16 protein-coding genes are annotated in these 21,525 nt (G+C 43.4%); 10 read left to right on the forward strand and 6 right to left on the reverse strand.

Going from position 1 to position 21,525, the window contains the following annotated elements:
- Positions 1 to 787: 787 nt before the first annotated feature.
- From PQR79_RS18775 to PQR79_RS18795, 5 genes are all read right to left on the reverse strand, one after another.
- Positions 788 to 4,423: a S8 family serine peptidase gene (locus PQR79_RS18775; protein ID WP_238103005.1), complete on the reverse strand. Its 3,636-nt coding sequence runs from the start codon at positions 4,421 to 4,423 to the stop codon at positions 788 to 790.
- A gap of 232 nt (positions 4,424 to 4,655) precedes the next feature.
- Positions 4,656 to 5,117 (reverse strand): transcriptional regulator AsnC, encoded by a 462-nt coding sequence (gene asnC / locus PQR79_RS18780; protein WP_238103003.1) that lies wholly within the window; start codon positions 5,115 to 5,117, stop codon positions 4,656 to 4,658.
- A 110-nt stretch (positions 5,118 to 5,227) separates the two neighbouring features.
- Positions 5,228 to 5,905 carry a bifunctional tRNA pseudouridine(32) synthase/23S rRNA pseudouridine(746) synthase RluA gene (gene rluA, locus PQR79_RS18785; protein WP_238103002.1) on the reverse strand — a complete coding sequence of 226 codons (678 nt, stop codon included), beginning with the start codon at positions 5,903 to 5,905 and terminating at the stop codon, positions 5,228 to 5,230.
- A gap of 73 nt (positions 5,906 to 5,978) precedes the next feature.
- Positions 5,979 to 6,269, reverse strand: a complete 291-nt coding sequence (locus PQR79_RS18790; RefSeq protein ID WP_238103001.1) for a hypothetical protein — start codon at positions 6,267 to 6,269, stop codon at positions 5,979 to 5,981.
- Between the two features lie 15 nt (positions 6,270 to 6,284).
- Positions 6,285 to 6,704 (reverse strand): hypothetical protein, encoded by a 420-nt coding sequence (locus PQR79_RS18795; RefSeq protein ID WP_238103000.1) that lies wholly within the window; start codon positions 6,702 to 6,704, stop codon positions 6,285 to 6,287.
- Positions 6,705 to 7,106: 402 nt separating this feature from the next.
- On the opposite strand from PQR79_RS18795, the gene PQR79_RS18800 reads away from it, so the two are divergent.
- Positions 7,107 to 8,096, forward strand: coding sequence for a 2-hydroxyacid dehydrogenase (locus tag PQR79_RS18800; protein WP_238102999.1), 990 nt, complete (start codon positions 7,107 to 7,109; stop codon positions 8,094 to 8,096).
- 52 nt (positions 8,097 to 8,148) lie between these two features.
- A complete protein-coding gene (locus tag PQR79_RS18805; RefSeq protein WP_238102998.1) occupies positions 8,149 to 8,886 on the forward strand; it encodes a dienelactone hydrolase family protein in 738 nt (245 codons plus the stop codon).
- An 81-nt stretch (positions 8,887 to 8,967) separates the two neighbouring features.
- Here PQR79_RS18805 and PQR79_RS18810 read toward each other — a convergent pair whose 3' ends face one another.
- Positions 8,968 to 9,507 carry a mechanosensitive ion channel family protein gene (locus tag PQR79_RS18810; RefSeq protein WP_238102997.1) on the reverse strand — a complete coding sequence of 180 codons (540 nt, stop codon included), beginning with the start codon at positions 9,505 to 9,507 and terminating at the stop codon, positions 8,968 to 8,970.
- A gap of 131 nt (positions 9,508 to 9,638) precedes the next feature.
- On the opposite strand from PQR79_RS18810, the gene PQR79_RS18815 reads away from it, so the two are divergent.
- The 8 genes from PQR79_RS18815 to PQR79_RS18850 all read left to right on the forward strand — a co-directional run bounded on the left by PQR79_RS18815 (position 9,639) and on the right by PQR79_RS18850 (position 21,467).
- Positions 9,639 to 10,382 carry a spermidine synthase gene (locus PQR79_RS18815; protein ID WP_238102996.1) on the forward strand — a complete coding sequence of 248 codons (744 nt, stop codon included), beginning with the start codon at positions 9,639 to 9,641 and terminating at the stop codon, positions 10,380 to 10,382.
- Positions 10,383 to 10,592: 210 nt separating this feature from the next.
- On the forward strand, positions 10,593 to 11,162 hold the full coding sequence (ahpC, locus tag PQR79_RS18820; protein ID WP_238103088.1) for an alkyl hydroperoxide reductase subunit C: 570 nt from the start codon (positions 10,593 to 10,595) through the stop codon (positions 11,160 to 11,162).
- A 111-nt stretch (positions 11,163 to 11,273) separates the two neighbouring features.
- Positions 11,274 to 12,839: an alkyl hydroperoxide reductase subunit F gene (gene ahpF / locus PQR79_RS18825; protein WP_238102995.1), complete on the forward strand. Its 1,566-nt coding sequence runs from the start codon at positions 11,274 to 11,276 to the stop codon at positions 12,837 to 12,839.
- 581 nt (positions 12,840 to 13,420) lie between these two features.
- On the forward strand, positions 13,421 to 17,119 hold the full coding sequence (locus PQR79_RS18830; protein ID WP_238102993.1) for an ATP-binding protein: 3,699 nt from the start codon (positions 13,421 to 13,423) through the stop codon (positions 17,117 to 17,119).
- Entirely contained in the window at positions 17,119 to 17,772 is a 654-nt protein-coding gene (locus PQR79_RS18835; RefSeq protein ID WP_160054951.1) for a condensin complex protein MksE, read from the forward strand. The genes PQR79_RS18830 and PQR79_RS18835 overlap by 1 nt, the downstream gene beginning before the upstream one ends.
- Entirely contained in the window at positions 17,769 to 18,989 is a 1,221-nt protein-coding gene (locus PQR79_RS18840; RefSeq protein ID WP_238102991.1) for a phosphoenolpyruvate carboxylase, read from the forward strand. The genes PQR79_RS18835 and PQR79_RS18840 overlap by 4 nt, the downstream gene beginning before the upstream one ends.
- Positions 18,977 to 19,924: a DUF7281 domain-containing protein gene (locus tag PQR79_RS18845; protein ID WP_238102989.1), complete on the forward strand. Its 948-nt coding sequence runs from the start codon at positions 18,977 to 18,979 to the stop codon at positions 19,922 to 19,924. The genes PQR79_RS18840 and PQR79_RS18845 overlap by 13 nt, the downstream gene beginning before the upstream one ends.
- A gap of 283 nt (positions 19,925 to 20,207) precedes the next feature.
- On the forward strand, positions 20,208 to 21,467 hold the full coding sequence (locus tag PQR79_RS18850) for a dicarboxylate/amino acid:cation symporter (protein WP_238102987.1): 1,260 nt from the start codon (positions 20,208 to 20,210) through the stop codon (positions 21,465 to 21,467).
- The last annotated feature ends 58 nt before the right edge of the window (positions 21,468 to 21,525 follow it).

Here is a 21,525-nt window from a genome sequence, read left to right on the forward strand (position 1 = left end):
TTGTTTGAAAATGTAAGCATTAAAATAAGAGCATGTAATGTGCCAGTTATTTTTTTGTTTTTAACTGATTGATTTATATTGATAATGTTATAATGCGTGATCTTGGTTACTGTATTGTTGAGAATTAATTTCTCACAATAATGTATCGAGGGTTTTACTTATAATTGATACAGATCACGCCTTTGTTTCGCTGACTAGCCGTATTGGCGCTTCTATAGCGAGCTTATTGAATCTTGATAGCACACTGTTAGTGGAATAACGAATTGTGAAACATGAGGCCAGCTATCAGGCAAACGGTTATCGCTTTAAATTAAGTTAAGAGGAAAGTTATGAGTGGGAACTGGTACTCGTGGTAATACTGAGAAAACCTATCTTTTTTGACCATGCTTTTAAAATGTGAAGCTTTTTGGGTAGTCAGCCAGCTTGTTAGCATGGATAACTGATTGTCTTCGTGAATCTGGGCTATCTCCCGATGTGCTCTTACATCGATTGTATGAAGACCAATTTACCGGTACGCAATTTCCAGAAACCTTAAGGATATTGTGGAAGCTAGAATTAGTATCAAGTGAAGGTTTATCCCGTCAGTTTAAAATGGTGAGTTCAGATTTCTGGTTTGGAAAGTTGGCGAATGTAGAGCAGTTTTAAGCTTCTTTTCATGTTGATTAATCGGATGAAAATGAATAATTAACACAACGAGTTGCATATTTTTATCCCAAAAAAAACCAGCTACTTACGCAGCTGGTTTTTAGGGCTAATTTGGTAAAACCAAATTAATCATTACTGAGAATTAGTGCTTACGACGACGTAATGCAGCTAATGGCAGTAATAGTGCAGTTAACCACCCCATAGAACCACCAGAAGATTTCTCTTCTTTTTCGGTTACAGTAATAGTTGCTGTTCCTGGCTCACTCTCTAAACGCGTATCAGACGCCGTTACAGAGAACTTAATTGAGCTACTACCTGACGGTGCTGTAAAGCTAATTTTTTCACCACCATTGGTAAAGCTAACCGATGGACCACTTGTTTGTACCCAGTTGTACGTTAGTGTATCGCCGTCAGCATCGCTACCGTTCGCTCGTGCTGTAACAACAAAACCTTCAGTACTTGTCATGCCTGTTGGCGCAACAGTTGGAGTCGTGTTGTTAATCATGATAGAAACCGTTGCCATTTCAGAACGGTTACCCATGGTATCGATAGCAACAACTTGTGCTTCCATGGTTTCGCTAGTTTGGTCAATGACAGCAGTGTCGCTTAAGCTGACTTTACCTTTAGCGTCAATCATGAACATGCTTGAGTTAGCGCTGATAACAATAAACTCTGATACTGGGCTTGTTAGCATATCAGGGTCTGTTGCAACAACTTGACCAAGTTCAGTGCCTGCAGCTGCGCCTTTGTCTACATAAAGTACTAGGTCTTCAACTGTAGGGGCTTCGTTACCTTCATCAGTTGTGTTTGCAACAACTGACATAGAACCATTATCAGACAGCAACATATAACCTAAAGAATTACCACCAACTTGGCTTACAAGTATTGCACTTTCGCCTGGTTGTAGTTCAGTAACTGGTTCGCCATTTTCGTCAACTAAACCTGCTATGACATCTGTACCGTCAAGCAATAACGTCGCTTCCGATTCATCTCCTGTTCCTGTAGATACAGGTGCCCAGTCGGCTTCTTCTACACGGAAACGTACTCCAATAGATGCGCCTAAATCCGTAGCTGCTAGCCCAATATCTTCAAAACAAGCTTTGATTGATAAGAAGTCATTACCAGTAACATGGTAAGCCGGAGAAAAGACTCCGCTACTAGTACCATAATCCGTAACAAAACCGTAAAGTGCTCGTGGGTATGTTACTGTGTCGCTGCTGAACCAATCTAAGTTGATAGTTTTTGCTGTGAAATCATAAACACCATCATTATCTATATCATAGTCAACGTTATAGCTAGCGACTAAACCATGTACAATTGGGTCTCGCATTTGGAAGGTGTTCCAAATTGCAATGCCTTCATCACACGTTGAGCTGCCTGCTAATTCACTTGAAGCATTGAGTAAGTCATGGCGTAAAGACATGTCAACAGGGCTGGTTGCTGTTAATGGTGCGCTAAATGGAGCTGTAATTGCAGTTGCTCCTACGTTAGTGAATGTTCTCACAATACCGTCTTCGGTGACTTCAGTTGAAACCGATGCAGCTGCAGCCGCTTTTGGTAGAATGTGATAAACAACATGCAATGCTTGCTCTTCACCATCCATGAACTTAATTGCACCATCATATTCTGATAATGTTAACGCATCAGAAGCCTCACTAGCAGTACCGCCTAACTCATATGATGAATCTAAGGTCCACTCAGGAAGATTAGTAGGATCAATTGTGACCGTTACATCAAATGTTTTCGTTTGACCAGCAGGAATTTGGATGCTTTCTGGCATGTCAAAAGTCACCGCTTCTGAATCGATATCATTTTGGAAGCGCTGCTCTGCCATTAATGTGTATGTTTTCGCTTCTGTAGAGAAGTTTTTCACAGAAATGGTCTTAGTTATTGACTTTGTTTCAGTTAATGAAACAAGACCAAAGGCTAAAGCAGCTTGCATGGTGTCTTTGTCGTATGCTGCAACAGGAAGATTAATTGATTTCTCAATGTCAACCAAGCCTGCACCAATATAACTAATCGGTGCTAACTCAGCATTTTCATTTAATGCAATTGGTTCAACGGTAACATTTAGGTTTGCAGCATTCATCATAGTGGCTTTGATTTCAAGCGCACTGCGATTTGGTAATGCTTCTTTAATAATACTCATTGCGCCAGCAGTAATAGGGCTAGAGAATGACGTTCCGCTAATAGGTGATAACTCATCACCGAGCCCTGGGTGAGCAGTCATAATCGACGTACCAGGAGCTGTGATTTCTGGTTTTAGTGTTCCAGCAATTGATGGTCCACGTGAGGTGAAGCTTGCCATTGCACCCGCTGTGGTGACTTCTACTGAAGTAATGGAGAATACAACATCGCCTTCAGCAAGTGCTTCTTTAAGTGCATCACCTTCCTCTTTAGAAATCATTACAGATGGAATTGTGATGTCTGGATTTGAACCGCCCATGGTAAATGCACCATCACCCTCTACGTTATTGGCAACAATGACAAATGATGCGCCATTTTCTTGAGCATGAAAGACTTTATCTACAAAACCACAGCCACCACGGTCAATGATTACCGTTTTACCAGTAAAGTCGACGTCATCTGCAAATGGATCACAACCATTTAAGTTATCCGTAGGGAGTACTAATGGGGCGGTTGTGTTGCTAAATGAAAATTCATTAGAGGTGTTAAATGCAGCGCTAATTGGCGCTAGTTCAACTCCAGCAGCCGTTGCTGTGATTTTACCTGCGGTCACGGTTGGGTGAGTCATTGCGCCGACAGATAATGCATTAGCAGACGTACTTGGTCCACCAACAACAAATGGTGTCGCACCATCGTTACCTGCTGAAATTACAAGGTTTACACCTAGCTCAACCATTTCATCAATCAGTTCTTGAACAGCGCCTTCTTTAGAGTCACCGAAATCACCACCGAGGGACATATTAACTGTATCAACGCGGTCAGAGATATCGCCATCACCATTAGGATCCATGGCGGCTTCTAACGCGTAAAGTTGCGCTAGACCAGGACAACCTAAATCACACACAGAATAAACATACAATTCAACATCTGGCGCGATCCCCACTACGGAGTGGCTTACATGAGTACCATGATTAGTATCAACATCAATCGGGTTAGGGTCGTTGTTAATAAAGTCATAACCACCAACTACTTTACCTTGCGGCCAGTTTGGCATATCTGCTTTCGCTGCTACTGCAGCTTCATAATCAGCAATGTCACCAGAGCCACCCAATGCAGCGTGAGTGTAATCTACACCTGTATCTAACACAGCAACTTTTTGACCTTGACCTGATGCAGTGCCTGCTTCGATTACCGCAGTTGCACCGATATAATCAGCACTGTCTGCTACATGTAGGTCGTAGTCGTAAATAGGTAAAATATCTGCAACGTCAGCGTTTTTTAATAGTGACACTAAATGCGCTTTGTCAGCTTTTACTAAAATCGAGTTAACCAGATTTGAGGTTTGTCCAACGACTTCAATATCAGCGCCCAGACGTTCAATCGAGCTTAAAACTCGAGCTTGAGACTGTTGAACAGATGCAGCAGCTTGTGTATAAGAGACTTTCGATAAACGTGATTGTTGAGATACTGACTGGGTATTAAGTTTGATCATCCAAGCAGAAATATTTGATTGCTTTTCTGATTTGGTGGCTTTTATGCCTGCGTATTCATTGTTAACTCTGTCAGTGGTGTTGTATTTACTTTCTGTTTCAGCAAATGCTGCACTAGAGATTAATGCGGCCGAGATGGCGATGGCTAGTTTTGTCTTCACAACTTCTTCCTTGTTATTAGGCATCACTTAATTGGAGGGGTATCGTGCTAACACGATGATTATTAAGTGATGATGATTTTAATGTCATTAATTTTATGTTGCATTCTGTGATGCATCACTGCATTTGTAGCACAATTAATTAACAAAAGTCACACCATAAGTTAATAAAAAAGTAATTAAATGTTAACCGAGGTTGTGATGGAGGTCATACAAGGCGGGAGGTTATTGCATATTAAGGCTTTACCGCCCTAACAATCGGGTTTTGCAGGCTAATTAAGGTTTCTGTGGATTGGATTTCATCTATCGATTGAATGCGATTAATAAGCACATGTTGTAATCCATCGATAGACTGGCACATTACCTTTACAAAAACAGAGTAATTTCCGGTGGTATAATAGGCTTCGACAACTTCTTCAAGGGCATTGAGTTTGGCGATTGCCGAAGGGTAATCACCGGCACTTTTTAGGTTTATGCCAATAAAACAACATACATCGTAGCCTAGGGCTTTTGGGTTTACAGTGATTTGTGCACCCGTAATAATGCCTGCTTGCTTCATTTTTTCAACACGTACGTGAATGGTACCCGCGCTCACATTAAAGCGTTTTGCCAGTTCAGCAAATGGCGTGCGAGCATCTTCCATTAGTGCCGTCAGGATTTGATTGTCTAAATCGTCGCGTTGAAATGAGCTATCCACAGTATTGAACCTAATAAACCACTATTTGGTCATAAATCTACGTCTTTCATTGCGTAATAGCCAGAAAAATTACGGGTAAAATTAATAATGTTTATCTTTGTCGACTAAAACTATTGCTTTGCAGTTGGTTCGATAAATTCTGCTGGTGATTCGAAGTGCATTTGCGCTTGTGTATACGGATGACGAATGGTTAATGCCGCCGCATGAAGCAATAAACGTGGAGACAAACTTTTTGCCAATGGGTCGGCATAAAAACCATCACCTAAAATTGGGTGGCCAAGTGCCATCATGTGTACCCGCAATTGATGCGAACGCCCTGTAATGGGGGTCAGTTTTACCAATGTTGACTTAGCGGCATAACTGACGACTTCGACGAGTGTTGTTGAGGGTTTTCCAAGGGTATGGTCCACTTTTTGTTTTGGGCGATTAGGCCAATCACAAATTAGCGGTAAATCAATTTGAGTGACTTGTTTGCTCACATGACCAGCGACTCGCGCATAATAGGTTTTACTGGTTTCACGATCGCGAAATTGTCTTTTTAGCTCTCTTTCTGCACTACGACGAAGTGCTACGACAATAACGCCTGATGTTGCCATGTCGAGACGATGAACGATTTGTGCATTAGGGTGTTCGGCCAACACTCGCGAGTAAATACTGTCATGATAAATCGCTTCTCTACCCGGCACTGACAGTAATCCCGAAGGTTTATTGATCACAATAATGTCTTTATCTTGATGCAATATATCTAACCAAGGTGTGGTCGGTGGATTATAAATAAAATCAGCCATTATGAGGGTCTCGTCAGTCAATTCGCGGCAACGATACCGTTGGATAGCAAGATGTGCAAGTGTTGCACAATGATTAAGAAAAGGCGTGGCCGTTTACGTGCATTATCGTGAATGTCCACACCACAAATGCTAATGGGATATGCACTAACGCATAAAAGCATTGATCTAGGCGCTGCATCCCTTTTGACATGATGATGAGGTATAAATGCGCCCCCATAACGACAATAAATAATAAAAATAATGGATATAAGGCAAACGGGCTAGCATCAGCGAAAATGGTATGGCTTAAAATGGCCCAAATAACCATAACCCCTGTTGTAATAGGGGGGAGTGCAATGCGATATTGTTCTGGGTAAGGGAACATCCCATGTCCTTTTGGTTAACCTTTAATTTCTTTGCGGCTCTGGATCACCTTGCGATGCACGATTGAGTAATGGCGCAATCCCGCAGGGCCATGAGATACAATAACAGATAATAGAATAATAAAGATGACTAATTCAGATTTACACTGACTTATTTGAATAAAAAAGCCAAGCAGTACAATCTTTAATAACGTTAATACCCCTTTCAGCTGAATAAGCCAACGCCAGTCCCGTATGATTTCCCAGCTCATCAATAACACTCCAGAGCAAACGGCAGCGAGCCAGTAGTTAAGCCACAATGATAAATCGAGATCAAACATGATCCCGCCACCACTGCCAACGACACCAATAATATGAATCGCCCTCAGCGATGTTTTACTGATCCGCTCTATCCAAAATCGCCCTTCAGATACGGGCATTTTATCTTTATTTTTCATAAGTGACTGTCTTCGTTTAAAAACACTTTAATACTAACAAGTAATGCTCATGTAAACAGTGATTGGCACGCCAATTTGTGGTTTGTTTCACACACAACAGAATGTAATCATCAGCACAAAAATGTCTGCTCATCGTGTTTGACGCTAGTGATACGATGTTATTGATAGCCTATTTAATAGATAATGTGAGTTAAATAGAAAGATGACAACTGGGTTCTGGAGAGTTAACGCTTTATTTAGCGTAAAAGCCTAGATTAAGGGCAACGTAAACTTGATCACAATTTGATGTTTATCCAATGTGATATTAACGACAACAACGGTGGATTCACATACAATTAACCTATCTTTTGGGGGGAGGCACAGACTCATCCTCACCATCTACCACGGGTAATTTGGATACTTATGAGAATCGGATTTTTTAGCGCAAAGCCTTACGACATTGTTCATTTCAATCGTACTAATCAGCAATTTAATGTTGATATTGAATACTTTGATTACCGCCTATGCATGCAAAACGTCAAACTCGCTGAAGGCTATGAAGTGGTTTGCGCGTTTGTTAATGACTCATTATGTGAAGAAGTTTTGGTTGAGCTTGCTAAAGGTGGAACTAAAATTATTGCAATGCGCTGTGCTGGGTTCAACAATGTCGACCTTATTGCTGCTGAGCGTTTGGGCATGAAAGTGGTTAACGTACCAGCTTACTCTCCTGAGTCAGTCGCAGAGCACTCAGTCGCATTAATGTTAACCTTAAATCGCAAAATCCATAAGGCATACCAGCGCACTCGTGATGCTAACTTTGCCTTGTCTGGCTTAGTGGGTTTTAACATGTTTGGCAAAACCGTTGGGGTGATTGGTACCGGTAAAATTGGTGTGGCAACGATCAAAATTTTACTGGGTTTTGGCTGTAAAGTGATCGCCTATGATCCGTATCCAAATCAAGCTGTCACTGACCTTGGTGTAGAGTATGTCGACTTAGATGCTCTATACCCTCAATGTGACATCATCAGTTTGCACTGCCCACTGACTAAAGATAATCATCACTTACTTAACCAAGCAAGTTTTAAGAGAATGAAGCCAGGCGTAATGGTAATAAACACCAGTCGTGGCGGGCTATTAAATGCATTTGATGCGATGGAAGCATTGAAAGAGGGTCATATTGGTTCGCTAGGTTTAGATGTTTACGAAAACGAAAAAGGATTGTTCTTTGAAGATAAGTCGAGTGAAATTATTCAAGATGATGTGTTTCGCCGTTTATCAGCATGTCATAATGTAATCTTTACTGGACACCAAGCGTTTTTAACTGACGAAGCACTGAATGCTATCGCATCGACTACGTTAACGAACGTCACTCAATTAATGTCAGGTGCAGTGTGTGACAATGAGTTGTTTTAGTTTTGCTAACGGCTAACTTTCATCACCAGCATGACAATGGAGTGGGGATAATATGATTACTAAAACTGAAGTGCACGACATTGCAACGCCCACAGGCGTAATGCGTACAACCTTGTATCGCCCTGATAGCAAAGGCCAATTTGCGACAATTATTTTTTATTCAGAAATATTTCAGCAAACGGCTCCCATAGCGCGCTCTGCGGCGATTCTTGCCGGTCATGGTTTTGTGGTGCTTGTGCCTGAAGTGTTTCATGAGTTAAACCCAATCGGTACCGTACTCGCGTATGACGAAGCGGGTAAAGATAAAGGCAATGCTGACAAATGGGCTAAACCGCTAGAGCAGCATGATAGTGACACTCAAGCGTTAGTCGACTTTGCTCGTTCGCAGTCATTTTGCTCAGATAAAGTGGGTGCAATGGGCGTGTGCATTGGAGGTCATTTAGCTTACCGCGCGGCATTAACCCCTGACATCAGCGGTGCTTTTTGTTTATACCCGACCGACATTCATTCTAATACCTTACCTTGCCAAGCGGGTAATGACTCTCTGACCCGTTCAGGGGATATAAAGGGCGAGTTAGTCATGGTGTTTGGTAAACAAGATCCGCATGTGAGCAAAGAAGGGCGAAAGCTTATTTATCAGAAGCTTGAACAAGTGAATGCTAATTTTACTTGGCTTGAAGTTAATGCTCAGCACGCCTTTATGCGTGATGAAGGTGAGCGATATGATGCCGCATTAGCGTTGCAAATGTATTTGCAGTCGGTGGCGTTTTTTCAGCGAGTGTTGAACTAGCATCAATGGCTTTGACACAAATGAAAAAAGGCGCATTCGTGTCTTTTTTCATTTATGTCGGTAAACACTTACTGCAATGGGTCATTTACGCTTTGGGATCACTCGTCGAGTGGCGGTTTTTTGGGTTGCCACGTCATTATTAGGGAGTTTAACTACCCCTTTTTGCAACAACAAGCTGTTTGGGTAAGTCATCACATCACCGGAATCGCGTTTTAGCAAAATATGAAACAGTGCTATTTCGACAATCACCCCAGACATGTCTTCATCTTTTTCAACAATACGAATGCGATCGCCAATACGATAGGGGAAAACAAAAAATATCAGTACACCAGCGGTGATGTTGCTCAAAATTGACCACTGCGCAAATAAGGCCACACCTAGCACAGCAAACGCCGACGAAACAAAAAGAGACACTTCTTGGTAGCCTAATCCCAGCGATACAGCCATGACCGACAAAGTAACAAAAAACATAAAGTACGATATTAGCCGGGTGACCATCCTGCTACGCACTTCATTAACTTGTTTTTTCTTTGCTTGCTGACGGATCCAATGGCTCACCTGACGCTGAGCAAAAGTAAATACAGCCAAATATGCAATACACATCAATAACTGATTAAACATCTCGGTTTCCTGCTAGAAAAAATTCACGCTTATAAATGGCCATAAGCCACGGACTTGTGGCATTAACCTAGGGTACAATATGGCTTTGTTGCTGGCGAAATCCATTAGCCAAGCCTGCCATAGAGTGAAGTATGTCCGATTATAAAGTATTGCATGTCGACAGTGATAGTTTTGGTGATTTTTGTGTGCTCGATGATGGCGATTATCGCGTGTTATCCTTTGGCGACAATGACGAACAAAGTAAAATGGACAAAGTATCCCCTCATGTACCACAGCATACTTATGTGCAAGCCATGTTGTCGGTATTGTTATTTACCCAACCTAAAAGTGTGATTATTTTAGGTTTAGGTGGCGGCGCATTAGTCCATTCGCTTCGCCATGTTGATGCCGCCATTAAAATAACCGCAGTAGAATTACGTCACCGCGTGATAGAAGTGGCAAAACGCTTTTTTCAGTTGCCCTTGAGTAAAAAGCTGACGTTAATTAATCAAGACGCTAATGTTTTTTTGGCCGGTGGCGAGCATAAAAAAGTCGATGTGATTTTTGCCGATATATACAGTAACAAAGGTGTTGATAAACAGCAGTTAACGGATTTATTCATTAATCAAAGTAAACGGTTATTAAAAGCAGATGGCTTTTTAGTGCTTAATTGTTGGAAAGAACATAGCCGTGATAGCCACTTGCGCGACACGCTTTATCGCCACTTCACTTATGTATACGCTTGCTTAACTGGTGGCGGCAACTGGGTGGTTTATGCCACTAATGGTAGTGGTAACTTTGCAGGGGCTAACAATAAGCAGGCATTACAGCACTTATCACAAAAGCTTGATACTAATATTAGTCGAGTGTTGACCCGTTTTGGCCCATGGCAATAGCGTGGATTTACAAGACATGGCGCTATTCAATTTTATCGATTAATAATAAGTTCAATATAAAAAACCGATTAAGGTGATAGTTTTTATCCGTTATACTTAATCATTCTCCATCGCTATTATAGTTCACATCAGATGACGAGCAGCTTGTTCATCATCTCCGACGCCACAAGGTTGTCGGTTAACGTGAATCTTAATCTAATGGAGCATGACATGACACAATCTATCATCAACAGCACTATCAAGCCATTTAAAGCAACTGCATTTCACAACGGTGCATTCGTAGACGTGACCGAGCAAGACTTATTAGGTAAATGGTCTGTTGTATTTTTCTACCCAGCTGATTTCACTTTCGTATGTCCTACTGAATTAGGTGACATGGCTGACCATTACGAAAAACTACAAGCTATGGGCGTAGAAGTTTACTCAGTGTCAACTGACACTCACTTCACTCACAAAGCATGGCACGCAAGTTCAGACACTATCGGTAAAATCACTTACCCAATGATTGGTGACCCAACTGGCACAATCACTCGTAACTTCGGTGTGATGATTGAAGAAGATGGTTTAGCACTACGTGGTACTTTTGTGATGAACCCAGAAGGCGAAGTTAAAGTAGCTGAAATTCACGACCTAGGTATTGGCCGTAGCGCTTCAGAACTTGTTCGTAAAATTCAAGCTGCACAATATGTTGCAACTCACGATGGCGAAGTATGTCCAGCTAAATGGCAGCCAGGTGAAGAAACATTAGCACCTTCAATTGACCTAGTAGGTAAAATCTAACTGCTAAGTTCACCCTTAGGTTAGTAATATCATCTCCAGTTAGTCGGTGTTCCCCCGGCACCGACTAACACTCTCCACTTTTTCAATATTTTCCCTTTTTTAGGAGTTGTTATGTTAGACGCGAATGTTAAAAATCAACTGAAAACCTATCTGCAAAACCTCAAGCGCCCAGTTGAACTTGTCGTGTCTGCGGATGACTCAAACAAAGCCAAAGAGTTAAGCAGTTTGGCGCAAGATATTGTTGATTCATCTGATCTAGTGTCAGTAACCTATCAACAAGGTAAACGCACACCCAGTATGAGTGTGATTAACCCACAAAATGGCACCAACATTACGTTTGCTGGTTTACCAATGGGTCATGAATTTACCTCACTTGTATTAGCGCTATTACACAGTGGCGGCCACCCAATTAAATTGGATGAGCAAGTCATTGAGCAAATTCGTCAGTTACCTGGTGAGTTTCATTTCGAAACGTATGTGTCATTAAGTTGCCAAACCTGTCCTGAAGTGATTCAGGCACTGAACATGATGGCGGCAATTAACCCAAATATTACTAACGTGATGATCGACGGTGCACTGTTCCAAGAGGAAGTCACCGAGCGCAATATCATGTCAGTACCATCAGTATTTTTAAACGGCGAGGCCTTCTCTGTTGGTGCTATTAGCGTCGTTGAAGTACTGAACAAGTTAGACAAAAATGCAGCTGGTAGACAAGCTGAGCAACTCAACAAAAAGTCAGCATTTGACGTGTTAGTTGTTGGCGGTGGCCCTGCCGGAGCAGCGGCTGCGATATACTCTGCTCGTAAAGGCTTAAACACAGGTATTGTTGCCGATAAATTTGGCGGTCAAGTGGCTGAAACGGTTGGCATCGAAAACTTTATCTCTGTGTCTAAAACCGAAGGCCCAAAACTGGTTGCCAATTTAGAAGCACACGTTAAAGACTATGACGTCGATATTATGGCTAACCAGCGTGCATTAAGCCTCGCTAAAAATGGCCTATTTGATGTGACGCTAGAAAGCGGCGCAACCTTAAGCAGTAAAACCGTATTGTTGGCAACTGGCGCACGTTGGAGAGAAATGAACGTGCCTGGTGAGCAAGAATACCGCGGTAAAGGTGTCGCATATTGCCCACACTGTGATGGCCCGTTATTTAAAGGCAAACGTGTTGCCGTAATTGGTGGTGGTAACTCTGGTATTGAAGCCGCCATTGACTTAGCTAACATTGTTGAACATGTCACAGTGCTTGAATTTGACAGCAAGTTACGTGCAGATGAAGTGCTGCAGCGTAAAGCTAAATCAATGGGTAATATTACAATTATTACTCAAGCGCAAACCACAGAAGTGAAAGGCGATGGTACTCGTGTAAGCAGCTTGGTTTATACCGACCGTGCAAGCGGCGAAAGCAAAGAGGTCATCTTAGCCGGTATCTTTGTGCAAATTGGTTTAGTGCCAAACACAGAATGGTTAAAAGGTGTTGTCGATATGACGCCTCGCGGCGAGATTATCGTTGATGAGCGCGGTCAAACATCGATTCCTGGTGTGTTTGCCGCCGGTGATGTGACTAACACACCTTACAAGCAAATTATTATTGCCATGGGCAGTGGTGCAACTGCATCTCTTGGGGCGTTTGATTACTTAATCCGACACTCAGAAGAAACAGATGTAAAAGCAGCTTAATCAGCTAATATAACTGCTGTTATTATCAATGCCGCTCATATCAATGAGCGGCATTTTTGTATATTTATACCATTCTCTCTAGCTTATCTTTTTTTCTCACGCACTAATTGAGCACTATCACAGCAATTGCACTTAATTGTTGTCATGTTATACCATTCCACGTTAATAAGTGATGGCTCAGCGAGAGTTTAAAAGGGCTTAAATAAGGCGCATGACTGAATGAATAGTTGTTCTCTTTCGAAGTCATGCAACGCAGTGTAAGCCCTTTTAAAACTCGCCTGAAAGGAATGCCCCAGCCGCTTTTGCTCTGCGTTCTCGCTATTTGAAAGGGAACATTACTACATAGCTACGCCTTAATCAAAAACCGCTGGACGCATTCTGAGTGGTCACTTATTAATGCGGATTGGTATTAAGCGTCACTTTCTAATGAAATAGCGTATTATCAAGACAATTTTTTGCTGAAAATTGCCTCAAGACGATGTTTGATTTACTTTAATCAGATTCAAAAATGTGATGCCAGTTTTTCGGCGCTATTTTGCTTATTTTTCACTGTAATGTGAGTTGTTTGGAAAAGGATTATCATGCCAAGCTTGATTAGAATCGTATTAATTAATACTCACCTGCCAGGTGTGGTCGAATTGCTATTAAAAGGCCACACCAACATTTGTGGTACCAACGCCTCAGGTAAAACGACCTTGCAGCGCCTAGTGCCAGTATTTTATGGTGAATATCCAAGTCGCGTCGTGCCATCAACCCGTGACAGTTTTGAACGTTGGTACTTACCGCACGATTCGAGCTACATCATTTACGAATATCAAAAAGATGACGGCTTACTGTATCAAGCAGTATTAGCGTCAGCAGGCGACGGTAAAGGGGTTAATTATCGCTTTATTGCACGTGGTTTTGAGCTTGAGGATTACATAAAATCCCGCAATGGCGACACCATTATTTGCCATTCGATGGCCGAGCTTGGCCGCGAAGTTAAACGCGAAGGCATCGCGCACACTAACTTGCTTAATACGCGTGAGTTTCGTGCCATTATTCAAAACGATCGCAGCTTATTGAACACTGGCAGTAACCGCAATGAGTTGCGTACTTATGCGCGTCAATTCTCACTATGTGACGGCGAACACAGCCTGCGCCACATTGAAAAACTCGCCAAAGCCGTGCATTCCAAAGAAGGCAAAATGGAAACGGTTAAATCCATGATCGCCGCCATTTTAGAAGAAGACGGAGTAAACCCGCCAACCTCACGCCTTAACCCTCAGCGAGTAGAAACCTGGATCCGCGAAAGCCAGCTAGTACAAGGTTTTGAGCAAATTCGTCCAGAATACGACAAACTTGAACAAGAGTTTAACCAACTACTGAGCGCCGAATTACGCCTGTCTAGTTTGTCGCGCGGCTACCGTAACGACGAAACCTTAGAAGCCGAACGCCAAGACCGCAATCAAACCTTAGGTAAAGAATTAAACCTAAAACTGCGCTTACTAGACGATGAGTGGAAAGATGTCCGTGACGAGCTCAACCAAGAATTGTCCGCAGCCAAAGGTGACGTGGGAAAATTTGAATATGAGTTAGATGCCATAGAAGACCAACACGCTGCCTTTTTAGATGCCGACATTGAACAGGCCAAAGCGGATTTAGACAATTTACCTAACTGGCGAAGTGACCTTGAAAACCTTAACGAACGCCATAAGCTGCAAACCGAAAAACACCAAGATATTGAAGCGGCATTTAACGCTCGTCGCAGTAAAATTGCTGAACAATTACACCGTGAACTAGAGTCATTACACACAGAGCAAGACACACTGCGTGAGGCGCGAGATAAACAACGTGAGTTAGCAAACGACGATTTAGCGCAGCTTGAGCAACAATGGCGTGAGCAAACTGACGCGGGTAAAGCCAAATTCAGCGAACAAGAATACCAACTTAAATTGCAGGCAGCAGAGCTTAAGCATCAAGTGGATGGTGTGACCTACACCGAAGATGAAAAAATGCGCTTGGCGATTTTTGATGAGCGCATCAGCCTTGCCGACGAAGAACAAGAAACCTGTAATGCCAAGGTTGAACGCTTAACTACCGAAGAGCGTAAGCAGCGCGCTAAGCGTGATCAGGCTAACGAAGCCCTGCGCATTGCCAGTATTCGTGTGAGCGAGCGCGAAAACGCCAAAGAAGAATTGCATCACATGTTATTCCCACAGTCGCACACACTGCTGGAGTTTTTACGTAAAGAGGCTCAAGGTTGGGAGCAATCATTTGGTAAAGTGATAGCCCCAGAGTTGTTGCACCGTAGCGACTTACACCCAAGTTTCACTCAAGACAGCAGCGACAGCTTATTTGGCGTGCATTTAGATCTTAAAGCCATCGACGTGCCAGAATATGCGACTTCTGAGCAAGACCTGCGTATTCGGTTCGCCAAAGCCGAAGAAGCACTGCAAAGCGCGCAAGACATTCATGCCGAAGCTGAAGATCAGCTCGTTGCAATGAATGCGGCATTAGATACTGTTACCCGCGAACTCACTTTTGCCCGTACAGCATACAAAAATAGCCGTGAAGATTTACGCCGGCTCTTTGATGAAAAGCGCAGCGAGCAACAAAAGATCAACCAAGCCGTCGCCGATCGCAAAGCCGAATCGGGTAAGCGTATCGTGCAACTCGATAACGAATTAAAGCAGTTGCATAACCAGCATCTTGAGTGGCTAGCTGAACAAAAAGACCAGGCGCTTGAAGCGCGTATGGACAAAAATGCTTACTGGCAAGAAGTGGTTGGCGCAATTGACAATCAACTTGGACAAGTTAAAGCCAATATTGAGCAGCGCCGTACTAACGCTAAAACAGAACAAAAAGCCTGCGAAACCTGGTATAAAAATGAGCTTAAATCCCGCGGTGTCGACGAAGGCACCATTTTAGCGCTTAAAAAGCAAATTCGTGAACTTGAAGCGCAAATAAGCAAGGCAGAGCAGCGTCGTAGTGAGGTGTTACGTTATGACGATTGGTACCAACATACTTGGTTAGTGCGCAAGCCTAAACTGCAAGCACAGTTGGCTGATGTGAAACGCGCCGCCCTAGAGCTTGAACAACAATTAACAGCCAAAACCGCCGAGATTAAACAGCGCCGTGCCCAATTAGAAACAGAGCGTAAAGCCTGCGATGCAGCCCAGGTTGAAGCGTCTGAAAATCTCACCAAACTGCGTGCGGTAATGCGTAAGTTGGCCGAGCTGAAGTTACCGCCCAATAACGACGAAGCCATCGGCAGCATTGGTGAGCGTCTGCGCCAAGGCGAAGACTTATTGCTAAAGCGTGACTATTTAATGGGGTCGGTGAAGCAATATGTTGAGCATTTCGACTCAGTGATTGCCAGTAAATCGGGCTCAAGTTTGGCCGAATTTTGGGAGCGCGCGCGTGACGAGTCTAGTTTTGTCAATGACAAAGGCATTCGCTTACTCGACTACCGTAAATTAGTGCCACAGCTTGAGCAGTTACTCAATGTGATGGTGCCGCAATCGTTAATGGCAATTCGCGAGCAAGGGCGTATTTTTGGTATCGACTTAACCGCGTTTTACGACGTGTTAACCGATATCGACCGCCGTATTGCCAGCCAAAGTGCGCGTATTACCCGTGAAGTCGGTGAAGAGTTGTTTCTTGACGGCGTATCAGAATCGGCCGTGCGCATTCGCTCGCGCATCAGTGAACTCGAGTTCTGGCCAGAGCTTGAAGTGTTTGTTAAAGCCTTTAAAGCCTGGAAAGCCGATGGTTTTAGCCAGTTACCAGACGAGCACTACACTAACTCAATGCGCCGCGCGTTAGACATTATTGGCCGCGCCGCATTAACCGGTGGTATCGCCAAACTATTAGAAATTGAATTGCGCCTAAAAGAGGGCAATAGCGATTTGATTATTCGTACCGACCGCCAGCTAAACGAATCGTCTAGCCACGGTATGGCGTACCTGATTTTATGTAAGTTCTTGCTGGCGTTTACTCGTTTATTGCGCGGTAAAGCCCATGTGACCATACATTGGCCTATTGATGAGCTCGGCACCTTGCACCACACCAACGTGAAGAAGATTTTTGACGCCTGTGAAAACAATAACATTAGCGTGTTAGGGGCATTTCCAAATCCAGAATCTGAAGTGCTTAACTTATTTGCTAACCGCTACATTATTAACAAACAAACCAAAAAATTGCAGGTGGTTAAACCTAAAACTAACCCACTTGCAGAGCGATTGTCGCAACGAAATGCTGAAACGACTCATCCCACAACGGCTAAGGAGCACAGTTAATGTCTGATTCAAATGAAACAACCTTAGTGGGAACCAGTGCGTTAATTGAACAGCTACTGCGGGGCGAGTTTATTTGCCGAGTAACCAACGAAGACGGCTGGCGCGCACTAAAAAACAACAGCACCCGTGAGCGGATAGAAACGTACTTAAATCAAATTAACCGCACCTTAGCCAGCGCAGGTGAAGGTGAAGTGTTTTTTTGTGGTTATCTACAGCTTGGCGATGCCGAGCGCAAAGTGATTTCATCGCAGTTTAAAGACATTTGCTCGGCGTTAATTCCGCTGGTGGAATGGTTAGTGTTAGTGCAAGAGGCCAGCGGTCAGGATGCGCCATTAAGTGAAGGGGCACCGATACGCTTAACCGACTTACAAGCACGCATAGAAGACACCCCGGCCTTTAGGGAGCAGTTAACCAAACTTAGCCAGTATCGCCTATTTGGCTCCAGCAGCAGCAATGTCGATGGCCAAATTAAGTTGGTGTTTAAACGTCTCGTTGAGCTGGGTTATTTAACTAAACCCAACAGCGAGAAACAAATTTATATTGCCACCGGCAAGCTTGATTACTTGTACGAAGTCATTCGCTTTATTGACGAAACTGAAGGCCTAAGCCTTGAGGCACAAGCTGAAACGGCGACCCAAAGGGAGTTAATATGAGCAGTAACTTACACCAAGCTGGGGTAAAGCTGCTCAAACAACTCGGGCGGCATGCCGATGTGATCATGGATGCCTATTTGGCTGGGTCGATTAACGACACCGCCCATGATGCAGGCGTAATTGAAAAACTTAAAAAAAGCGGCATTTTATGGCGACCAGAGCCAGATCAGGAGCTGCGTTTAAAGCGTTCTGTTAGGGCGTTACTTGAAGAGGCCTTAAGCGATGAACGTAACCGCCAAATTGACTCTAATGTTGGCTCATCTTTAGCCACCATAAAAACCCTGGCCGATCACTATAAAGAGGCGCGTCACAATGTTGATTACAGTGCTGCAGAAGCTTATTTGGCCGACTTAAACGAGCACGTTTACAGCTTTACCGACAGCTTACGTTATTCGATTAGGGTGTTGTGGGGGCGCATTAATAACGAGTTTGGTTATGTCGGGACCATCAGTGCCAAAATTCGCGAAAACGAATTGGCCCAAAGCCAAGTGTCTGACTTACTCAATGGCCTTGAGATGTTCCAGTTTAGTGAGCTTGGTGAGATTGCCGGCGACATTCGTGAATTGCGCCGCTTATTAATGACCAGCCTACAAGAAACCCTAAGCCAGTGCACTCAAGAGCTGAGTATTGTACAGAGTCGGTTATATGAGTTATTAGGCCGCTTTAGGCAAATTCAAGGCCGTACTCGGTTACTTAAAGGCTGGTTACTGCACACCGACATGCACCCAGATTATCAAGTCGATAACCATGTGGGCCATAAAAAAATACCAAACTTATTTAATTGCGCTGAAGCGTTGCTCGCCCCTGCTAATGTCGATGTGAGTAACCCGCATCACGAGCTGGAGCTCATGAGTTTAGTCGCACAAGTGAAAGCCATTAGCCGCGATACGCTGCCATCAATTGCACGTGAGCAAAATGTCACTTTTGAGATGAGCGAAAGCGAAGATTTTGATATCCCAGAAAATCCACTCAAAATTGCCGTGGATGAGTATTTCTGTGAGGTGATTGATTCAGGTTTGCGCCAATCAGCATTGAGCTATTTAACCGACAAGCAATTACAGTGGGATGCAGAAAGTTGGCTCTACCAAGTGATTGGTGGCTACGAAGGCTTGGCTGATGAGCATAAAAGTTATTTTGAGTTAGAACCGATTGGCAAACCCGATCCTGTCTATAACGGTAATTTTATCATTCATGATGTTGAGTTATGGCTAGCCTAACTCAGAGCCAATTACAGTTATTGGCCCGCGCGGCAAAGCAACAATTGCCGCGCGTGGCTTTCAATGCCAATTGGAAAAAACTGTATCAAATATGGCAAATCGGTGAGCCCGATGGTGCTGAAAAATACCTGTATTTAACCGCTAAAGATTACGCATTATTGCGAGAAATGGCGCAGATTGACTCAGGCCTAGACATTCTCTCGCTCGATTTTGATGTACCTCGCCAGCAAATGGCGCAGCAAAGTGCGAATGAGAAATACGCAAATATTCGCCCAGATGCCGACCATGTATTAATTAAACTTGCGCCTAATATTACTCAGTCTCTACTCTCTCAATCTGCTGTAGCCGGTGTTTTGCACTTCTTAAGTGGCTCGCTGCGCTTAAAAGTTGATGCCGCCGTTGCCCTTTGTCAGCAACTTAACATTAAGCAGCTCATTGTGGTCGAAAACCTCGACAGCTTTGACAATCTATTTGCTTATTCATTTAGCCCCGAGTTACAGCCAATCATCGACAACAGCATGGTGTTGTATCGTGGCAGCCATGATTATTCACCGGCAGGGCGCAAACGTTTTTTACATCTGATTGCCGCACGTGAAGTAGATGTCATTGCTTTTACCGACCTTGATCCCGCAGGGTTGATGATTGCGAATACGCTTGAGCATTGCCGTAGCATGATAGTGCCGCAATGGGTGCTTGAGGTGCCAGATGAGTTGCTCGCTATCGGGCAAATTAACTCGGCCAGTGACTTTAATAAACAACATAAGCAATTAACTTATCTTAACAATATGCTGTCGCAAGCCTCTTGCAACACGGCTACCCAGGCTTCCCAGTGGCTTAAGTTAATTCAGTGGGTTGCTCGCCACCATGTCAGTATTAAACAGCAACATATGCTGGCAAATGCATTACGCCTCGATCGCATCGGTATCGACCGTTAAGGGCTATTTTTTGCTGTGACCCCGTTGTGACCTCTTTTAACACTGTTTTGGTGACGGGCTACACCAAGATTACAATATTTTTGATCTCCATAATACATTGTTATATATGCTTTTTTATACCGCTTGTTATGAGTGGTGTTTTTGTGTGCGCTTTTGTTTATCAAGGTGATTGAAATATTGTGCACAATGTCTCAGTATTTCAGCGCTCGAAAAGAATAAGCACCAGGATTGGTATAACAATAATCAGCAACATTAAGTTGCCATTTCGAATGGGAAAGAACAGATGACAAAATCACTTTCAGCACGGATCTTTATTGGTCTATTTTTAGGTGTGCTATTTGGCAGTATTGTGCAATTTGCACTCGCCGATAACGCCTTTTTTGGTGGTACACTTGTGACGTTAGCAGCTGGTATCGGTACCATGTTCGTTAATATGATCATGATGTTAGTTGTACCGTTAGTGTTTGTCAGTATTGTGTGTGGCGTGTGCGAGTTACAAGATTTAAAAAGCTTTGGCCGCTTAGGTGGTAAAACCTTTGGTTTTTACATTATTAATACCGTTGTTGCGATCTTAGCAGCATTTACCGTCGCCATGATATTTGAACCAGGCAAAGGCGTTGATATGTCGAGCAATGGCTCAGTGGATATTACCGCGACAGAATTGCCAGATTTAATGTCACTTATTGTGAGCATTGTGCCTAATAATCCATTTTCAGCGTTTACTTCTGGCAACATGTTGCAAGTGATTTTTATGGCGCTACTGATGGGCGGCGTGATTAAATCGATGGGCGCGTCGGTTGAGGGTGCAGTAAAGGGCTTTCAAACGGCCAATAAAATCATGATGCGCTTAATTGGATTGGTAATGAGCCTTGCGCCATACGGTGTATTTGCCTTGATGTTTAAACTAGGCGCCACATTAGAGCCTGAAATTTTTGTCAGTGTGGTTGAATACCTGGTATTGATTTTAGCGCTATTATTGATTTGGATTTTCATTGTTTACCCTATCGCTGTTAGCGCATTTACCCCTGTTTCGGCTAAAACGTTTCGCGATAAAATCCAAGAGCAAATCTTGTTTTCACTTTCAACGGCAAGTTCTAATGCCACCATTCCTGTCACCATGCGCACCTTGACCGACAAACTGGGCGTAAGCCAAGCTGTTGCCGGTTTTGGCGTGCCATTAGGCGCTACGATGAACATGGGTGGGGTATCGATTTATATCACCATCGCCATATTCTTTGTTGCTAATGCGTTTGGTATGCCGATAAGCAATGATCAAATTCCTTCTCTATTATTTAGCGTGTTTTTGCTTTCAGTGGGTGCAGGTGGTGTACCAGGTGGTGGCATGGTCATGATTGGGGTATTGATTTATCAAATGGGCTTGCCGGTAGAAGCGTTTGTGATTGTGGCCGCACTTGACCGAATTATTGATATGGTACTGACTTCTTGTAACGTAGTGGGTGACACTGCGGTACTGACTATTGTTGACCAGACCGAGAAAAAGCATCAAGTGACTGAAGAGAGCTTAGTGACAGCGAAAGAATAAGTGATTTTTGCATGATATAAAAAGCCGCTCAATGGTCTATTGAGCGGCGTTACAACCC

Origin of the sequence: Shewanella metallivivens (genome assembly GCF_028750675.1) — a bacterium.
Classification (GTDB): Bacteria; Pseudomonadota; Gammaproteobacteria; order Enterobacterales; family Shewanellaceae; genus Shewanella; species Shewanella metallivivens.